This is a genomic window from Psychrobacillus sp., from assembly GCF_056205495.1.
Genome location: NZ_JBAEAP010000115.1, coordinates 1 through 6,999 on the forward strand (window position 1 = coordinate 1; position 6,999 = coordinate 6,999).

Genomic DNA, 6,999 nt, shown 5'->3' on the forward strand with positions numbered 1-6,999 from the left:
AAGAAAAACAAACTGGAACTAAAAAAGAAGAAGTACAAGATATTGAAATTGTGTTAGGAGTAGAAGCATATATTTCAGATGAGTATATTGCGGATGGATATCAAAAGATCCAAATGTATAAGCGAGTCAAGGCAATGGAAACAGAAGAAGAGTATTTGGACATTGTAGAAGAATTACAGGACCGTTTTGGAGATATGCCTCTAGAAACGGAAGTACTTCTTAGAATAGCTCGTATGAAGGTCTGGGGTAAAATTGCTGGAATAGAATCTATTAAAGAAGCCAATAAGATAACATCCATTAGGCTTAGTGAGTCTGGAACACAATCTATTGATGGTGCATTACTGTTAGAGGAAACGATGAAGTTTGGTCGTGCTGTAGGCTTTAATGTAGATAAGGGCAACTTAGTTGTCACCATAGATGAGCGTAAAATAGGAAAGTTAAATACTTTTGATGTATTAGAAGAAATAATGAGTTTATTACCTAAAGCAAAAAAGAAATTAGAAGTAAATTAACGTATTGCATATTATTGGGTAATGTGAGGCATACTATGGCAGAAATGAACTTTAATTTCCATTCTGTCGAAAGAGAGGCACACATTACATGAAAGCAACAGGCATAGTACGTAGAATTGATGATCTAGGTAGAGTTGTAATTCCAAAAGAAATACGTAGAACCCTTCGTATACGAGAAGGTGATCCTTTAGAAATCTTTACAGACCGAGAAGGAGAAATTATCCTAAAAAAATATTCTCCAATTAGTGAGCTTGGAGACTTTGCAAAAGAGTATGCTGAAACGCTTTATGAAACGTTAGGTACGCCAGTACTTATTAGTGATCGCGATGAAATGATTGCTGCAGCAGGGTTATCTAAGAAGGATTATTTAAAACGTCGTTTAAGTTCCGACGTTGAGGATGTAGTGAATAATAGAACAATGGTAGTGGAAAAGCATGAAAACTCAGTAGAATGGGTACCGGGAGTCGTTGAAACAGTTAAATCTTACTGTATCGCTCCAATCATTGCTTCTGGTGATCCGATAGGCGCTATATTCCTATTCTCTAAAGTGCATTTTATCGGAGAAGCAGAAATGAAAGCTATTGAAACAGCAGCTAATTTCTTAGCAAAACAAATGGAGAGCTAAATGAACCTTCCTCTTGTACAAGAGGAAGGATTCTTTATATTCATGTATAATAGTGCTATTGCTGGATGGAAGAAGGATTTTAAAAATGAGTAATGATTGGAATATGAAATCGTATATGAAGGGCGCTGCCATGCTAACGGTGGCAGCGATTATCGTGAAACTACTTAGTGCAGTTTATCGCGTACCCTTTCAAAACCTAGTCGGCGATGAAGGCTTTTACATTTACCAGCAGGTTTATCCTTTTATTGCGATTATTACAACTTGGACTTCTTTTGGCTTTGCTATAGCACTTTCCAAAATTTTGTCTGATTATAAAGCGAATGGGAAAACCTTTGCAATCCCTAAAATAAGAAAAATTGCTTTTTATTATATCGGAATTATCTCTATTATATTTTTTGTTTTCTTATTTTTTGGTGCAAATTTATTAGGCAGTTTTATGGGGGATGTCCAACTAGCTCAGCTTTTAAGAGCAGGATCCTATGTCATTCTGCTTATGCCGCTCCTTGCAGTCCTAAAAGGAGAATTTCAAGCAGAGGGACGAATGGGCACGGTTGCTTATGCTCAGGTACTAGAGCAGGCCATTCGTGTTTCGGTTATTTTACTCGGGACCTGGGTAGTTCTCTTAAATAGCTTGGATTTATATAAAGCGGGTAGTATGGCGATGTATGGAGCAGTTGCTGGAGAATTGGGAGGAGTAGTTTTCTTAGGAATAGTCTATTGGAGGATTACAAAGAAAACAGGTAAAGAAGAAAGCGTAGGATCGGTGCCTGTATGGCCCATCGTAAAGCAACTGACGATGCTAAGTATAAGTGCAAGTATAAGTGCATTGCTATTTTTACTTCTTCAACTGGTAGACTCCTTCACAGTATTTCAGTTACTAGTAGATAATGGAATGGGTAGACAAGAGGCGATGGAGAAAAAGGGCGTATATGATCGAGGTCAACCACTCGTACAGCTTGGGATTGTCATCGCCTCTACCCTTTCTCTTTCTATCGTGCCTCTTGTTGCACATCGTTTAAATAAAGACAAAGGAAGAACGGCCCAACCATTTATGCAGTTGACGTTTAGAATAGCCTTTACGTTTGGAATTGCTGCCGCATTAGGACTTATTGCAGTACTTCCTTATTTAAACGAAATGCTGTTTAAAACGCGTGCAGAATCTATTACTCTCATGGTATTTTCTTTGCAGATAATTTGGATGTCTTTAATATTAACATTCATGGCCATGCTTCAAGGTGGGGGGAAGGTGAGAGTTCCAACCCTAATCCTATTACTATGTGTGTGCTGTAAATGGATATTAAACGGTATACTAATACCTAGTTATGGTGTAATCGGTGCTGCCTGGTCGGGGAATATTAGTTTAGCGATTGCATGTATGTTGATGTTGCTTTACTTTAAAAAACAGTGGAAAATACGCTTCGCTCCCAACAGTTTTTATAAGGGAGTTGCTCAGGCATCATTAGTTATGTTCGTAATCGTTATTGCTTATACTAGGCTTATAGACCGTTTTCCAGTTGAAATTTTATCTAGCAGAGTGGAGGCAGTAGTCATTTCACTTAGTTCGGTAATGCTTGGTGCAATAGTTTTTATCTTTCTATTGACGAAAAGGCGTGTAATTGCAGAAAAAGAATGGTTCTTACTTCCCTTAGGAAGAAGAATGGCCAAGCTCCAGCTTTGGCTAAATAAAGAAAAGTAAGGTTGTGAGAAGATGCATGAGATTACAATAATCGGACTTGGGGCCGGTGATTTAAATCAGCTTCCACTAGGGATTTATAAAAAGTTAAAAAATGCAACCCATTTATATGTTCGTACAGAACAGCATCCAGTCCTTCAAGAGCTCCAAACAGAGGGAGTAACTTGGACTAGCTTCGATGCTATTTATGAAAAGAATGATCAATTTGAGAATGTGTACAAAGAGATAGTGGAGAATCTTCTGGAGCTGTCAGCTGTAAATCCAATAATCTATGCTGTTCCTGGCCACCCTTTAGTAGCGGAGCAAACCGTTCAACTATTGGTTCAGGCTGAAAAACAAGGCAAGGCAACGATTACTATAGAGGGCGGGCAGAGCTTTCTAGACCCTATATTTGGAGCTCTTCGCATAGATCCTATAGAAGGGTTTCAATTGTTAGACGGAACTAGCTTTAAGCGAGATGATATACAGATGAATTCTCACGTTTTAATAGGGCAGGTTTATGATTCCTTTAGTGCTTCAGACGTTAAGCTAACACTAATGGAAAAGTATCCGGACGATTTTGAGGTCACAATAGTGACAGCGGCAGGTTCCTCGGAAGAAGTTTTAAAAAAGGTGCCTTTATTTGAACTGGATCGGGAAATGGAATTAAATAATTTAACGACCTTATACGTTCCACCTATTCATGAAAAAGAAAGTCGTGTAAAGGAATGGCAAACTCTTCGAGAGGTGGTAGCCCAGCTGCGGGGTCCTAATGGGTGCCCTTGGGATAAGGAACAAACTCATACAACCTTGAAAAAATATGCAGTAGAAGAGGTTTATGAGCTACTTCAAGCAATAGACGAGGAAGATGACGATCGTATTGTAGAAGAGCTGGGAGATGTACTGTTACAGGTTTTCTTACATGCTCAAATTGGAGAAGACAATGGATACTTCAGTTTAGAGGATGTATTAGCTTCAATAACTGAAAAAATGATTCGAAGACATCCGCATGTTTTTGGAGATGTAGAAGCAAATAGTACAGAACAAGTATTAAGTAATTGGCAGGAGATTAAAGAAAAAGAAGGTAAGAAAACCTCAAAATCTTTATTAGAGGATGAATTACGAACAGAATCGTCTCTATTGACCTCCTTTAATTATCAAAAAAGAGCTGCCAAAGTTGGCTTTGATTGGCCAGAGGTTTCTGGAGCTTGGGAGAAGTTTGAGGAAGAGCTGCAGGAGTGGAAGGCTGAGCTCTTGTCTAACGATAAAGAAGCGCAAACAGATGAGCTGGGAGATTTATTATTTACCGTGGTGAATTTAGCCCGTTTTTATGGACTATCCCCAGAGCTTGCCATGATGCAAGCAAATCAAAAATTCAAAAGAAGATTTGAATATATAGAACGATGTGTTCAACAAAACAGAGGAAGCTTTGAAGATTATAACTTAGAGGAGCTTGACCAGTTTTGGAAGGATGCCAAAAAATTAGAGAGGCAGTGAGGATATGAGATTAGATAAATTTCTAAAAGTTTCAAGACTTATTAAAAGAAGAACATTAGCTAAAGAGGTAGCGGATCAAGGACGTATTACCATTAATAATAAGGTGGCAAAGGCTAGCTCTGACGTTAAAGTTGGTGACGAGCTATCTATTCGTTTCGGGCAAAAGGTTGTAACTGCATCCGTGGACGGGATTAAAGACTCTGCTAAAAAAGAAGAGGCTGCATCCATGTTCACCATTATTAAAGAAGAGAGATTAGAGAAGGTAGACCCTCAGTTCATTGACGATGAAGACTAGGAGAAAGATTATCTTGGTTTTCAAAGATTACGTTTAAATTGGAAGATGATAGTCTTCCTTTCCGGCTAAATCTATTAAGAATAAATTCTTTTAAAAAAAAGCATGAGATTGTGTCATGCTTTTTTTATATGGAGCATACAATAGATTAGGACAAGGAGAGGAGAGAGTATATGCAATATCAAGCAGAGAATCAAACTATCACAATTCCGTCGGGGGATCACTTAATTTCACTAAGAAATCGTAAAAGAATGGACTTAACATCTGTAAAAGCAATCGAACGCTTTGATCAGCAGGAATTTTATGTACGTACATCTCAAGGAACCCTTCATATCAAAGGAGAGGACTTGAAGATTGTCCATCTAGATGTTGATAAAGGACTTCTAACTTTGGAGGGCATTGTACGATCTATGGAGTACGATGAGGAACAAAGTTCAGACGGTGCTAGAGGATTACTTCATAAATTATTCGGATGACACTTTCTCTACAGTTTTATAGTTTAATGCTAATGATCGGCAGCGGTATTTTAGTTGGTGCTGTAATAGAAGGAACGCGTTTTATAACGGAGCATACTCCCAAGCGTTCCTTTGTTTTTAAATATCAGGTAGTGTTAGAAATAGTTATTTGGATTTTAATGGGACTAGCGACCTTTTACATTCTTTTTAATGTACGAGACGGGATTTGGAGAATTTATGATCCACTTGCACAAGTGTTAGGAATTCTCCTTTACCAGTTATTTTTTCAGCCCGTCTTTCGGTTAGCTGGAAGAATCTTTTTGCGTTTGGTAGTAAAGCCGATTTGGTTCATAATTCGGACCATTTTTAGGATTCTTGGAAAAATTATATCTTTTATCATATTTATTATCAGTTTAATAATAAAACCATTCCGTACTCCATACAAAAAATTAAAGCTATTGGCACTACAGAAATTGCCAAAAATAAGTTATAATAAAAGATACCAAAAATATAAGAAAAAATATAAGAAAAGATAGGAGAGAACGATGTGAGGCAGAGACAAATACAAAAAGAACCATACGAAAAACAAGTGGCATCTATAAATACAGATTATTTACGCTCTGTTCAACGTCGCGAATCTCGTATAAAATCTAAAAAAGTTCGGTTATTTAGACGGTTAGCAGCATTCTTTATCGTTTCAATAGCAGTAACTGGATTTTTAATAATGACCCTTGTGAACAGCCATCAAACATTAGCAGAGAAAAAGGAACAGCAGGTCCAGGTTGAAGAAGAACTAGCAAAAGTTCAGGAAGACCAAGAAATGCTCAAAATCCAAATCTCCAAGTTAAATGATGATGATTACATCGGAAAGCTATTAAGAAAAGAGTTTTTCCTTTCAGAGGAAGGCGAAATTATCTTCTCTCTTCCGGAGGGAAATGATAAGTAAATTAAAAAAAACCAATTTGAAGAGAGTGGTCTTGTTGACACTCTTTTTTTGTTAGCTATAATAAAAGATAGGATATGTATAAAAAAACTATACAAATTCATTTTTTAAGGACCGCTTAAATTTTAAGGAGGAGCATTTTTTTTATGTCAATTGAAGTAGGCAGCAAGGTACAAGGTAAAGTAACAGGAATCACTAACTTCGGAGCATTTGTCGAGCTTCCAGGAGGCTCAACTGGTCTAGTTCACATTAGTGAAGTTGCAGATAACTATGTGAAGGATATTAATGATCATTTAAAAGTGGGCGACATGGTAGAAGTTAAAGTGATGAATGTTGAAGCGGATGGCAAAATCGGCTTATCTATTCGTAAAGCAAAGCCACAAGCAGAAAGACCAGAGAGACCAGAACGTCCTCAGCGTCCACGCAGTAATAACCGCCCGAACGATCGTGATCGTCCGAGCAAAGAGAATTTTGAGCAAAAAATGGCGAGATTCTTAAAGGATAGTGAAGATCGTTTGACTACGTTAAAACGCGCAACTGAATCTAAACGCGGTGGTAGAGGCGCAAAACGAGGATAACATGCTGTCTGTTTTATCGGTAGAAAAAATGTTTAATAGATGTAGAAAGGTGCTAGCTTAGCTAGTGCCTTTTTTATTGGCTATGTTAAAGGGTAGGGTTGATTTATGATGCAAAGAAATCTTAGATCAGAGAGTAGAATTGATTTCCGCCCCAGCCGGACGCTTTCCTCGGGGTGAGCAATAAGCCATCACCCATCGCTTACGCGCGTGGTTGTGATGTCTTATCTGTCTCACTCATCCCGTAGGAGTCGCCGTCTGGCGCTCCAATCAATAAATGGGAACAGCTTTAGCATCGGTAAAGCGCTAATCAATTTACTCGCATAAACAAAGCTAAAAACTGTCACCAACCCTAATTTCATCATCTATTTATGTTCTTAATAGCCATTTGAAAGTTCCTTTGTTTATGTTTACAGTCACTAAAAAAA

General features: G+C 37.8%; 9 protein-coding genes. All 9 read left to right on the forward strand.

What is annotated here, in order from left to right; genetic code table 11:
• The coding region (locus AC06OU_RS03470; RefSeq protein WP_475854008.1) for a TRCF domain-containing protein at window positions 1–512 on the forward strand (512 nt) is incomplete at its 5' end.
• Between the two features lie 88 nt (window positions 513–600).
• Window positions 601–1,137 (forward strand): stage V sporulation protein T, encoded by a 537-nt coding sequence (spoVT, locus tag AC06OU_RS03475; RefSeq protein WP_169360358.1) that lies wholly within the window; start codon window positions 601–603, stop codon window positions 1,135–1,137.
• An 85-nt stretch (window positions 1,138–1,222) separates the two neighbouring features.
• Window positions 1,223–2,833: a putative polysaccharide biosynthesis protein gene (locus AC06OU_RS03480; protein ID WP_475854010.1), complete on the forward strand. Its 1,611-nt coding sequence runs from the start codon at window positions 1,223–1,225 to the stop codon at window positions 2,831–2,833.
• A 12-nt stretch (window positions 2,834–2,845) separates the two neighbouring features.
• A complete protein-coding gene (yabN, locus tag AC06OU_RS03485; RefSeq protein ID WP_475854012.1) occupies window positions 2,846–4,306 on the forward strand; it encodes a bifunctional methyltransferase/pyrophosphohydrolase YabN in 1,461 nt (486 codons plus the stop codon).
• Between the two features lie 4 nt (window positions 4,307–4,310).
• Window positions 4,311–4,601: an RNA-binding S4 domain-containing protein gene (locus tag AC06OU_RS03490; protein ID WP_251556966.1), complete on the forward strand. Its 291-nt coding sequence runs from the start codon at window positions 4,311–4,313 to the stop codon at window positions 4,599–4,601.
• 170 nt (window positions 4,602–4,771) lie between these two features.
• Window positions 4,772–5,074, forward strand: coding sequence for a sporulation protein YabP (yabP, locus tag AC06OU_RS03495; protein ID WP_169360362.1), 303 nt, complete (start codon window positions 4,772–4,774; stop codon window positions 5,072–5,074).
• A complete protein-coding gene (gene yabQ, locus AC06OU_RS03500; protein ID WP_475854013.1) occupies window positions 5,071–5,589 on the forward strand; it encodes a spore cortex biosynthesis protein YabQ in 519 nt (172 codons plus the stop codon). Before yabP ends, yabQ begins: the two co-directional genes overlap by 4 nt.
• An 11-nt stretch (window positions 5,590–5,600) precedes the next feature.
• Window positions 5,601–5,999 carry an FtsB family cell division protein gene (locus AC06OU_RS03505; RefSeq protein ID WP_475854015.1) on the forward strand — a complete coding sequence of 133 codons (399 nt, stop codon included), beginning with the start codon at window positions 5,601–5,603 and terminating at the stop codon, window positions 5,997–5,999.
• Between the two features lie 143 nt (window positions 6,000–6,142).
• Complete coding sequence (locus tag AC06OU_RS03510) at window positions 6,143–6,574, forward strand: S1 domain-containing RNA-binding protein (protein ID WP_169360364.1); 432 nt, start codon at window positions 6,143–6,145, stop codon at window positions 6,572–6,574.
• Window positions 6,575–6,999: the final 425 nt, after the last annotated feature.

Bases quoted from the DNA above. Each gene is read 5' to 3' on its own strand.
- spoVT (WP_169360358.1), top strand. From the start codon at position 601: ATGAAAGCAACAGGCATAGTACGTAGAATTGATGATCTAGGTAGAGTT.
- AC06OU_RS03480 (WP_475854010.1), top strand. From the start codon at position 1,223: ATGAGTAATGATTGGAATATGAAATCGTATATGAAGGGCGCTGCCATG.
- yabN (WP_475854012.1), top strand. From the start codon at position 2,846: ATGCATGAGATTACAATAATCGGACTTGGGGCCGGTGATTTAAATCAG.
- AC06OU_RS03490 (WP_251556966.1), top strand. From the start codon at position 4,311: ATGAGATTAGATAAATTTCTAAAAGTTTCAAGACTTATTAAAAGAAGA.
- yabP (WP_169360362.1), top strand. From the start codon at position 4,772: ATGCAATATCAAGCAGAGAATCAAACTATCACAATTCCGTCGGGGGAT.
- yabQ (WP_475854013.1), top strand. From the start codon at position 5,071: ATGACACTTTCTCTACAGTTTTATAGTTTAATGCTAATGATCGGCAGC.
- AC06OU_RS03510 (WP_169360364.1), top strand. From the start codon at position 6,143: ATGTCAATTGAAGTAGGCAGCAAGGTACAAGGTAAAGTAACAGGAATC.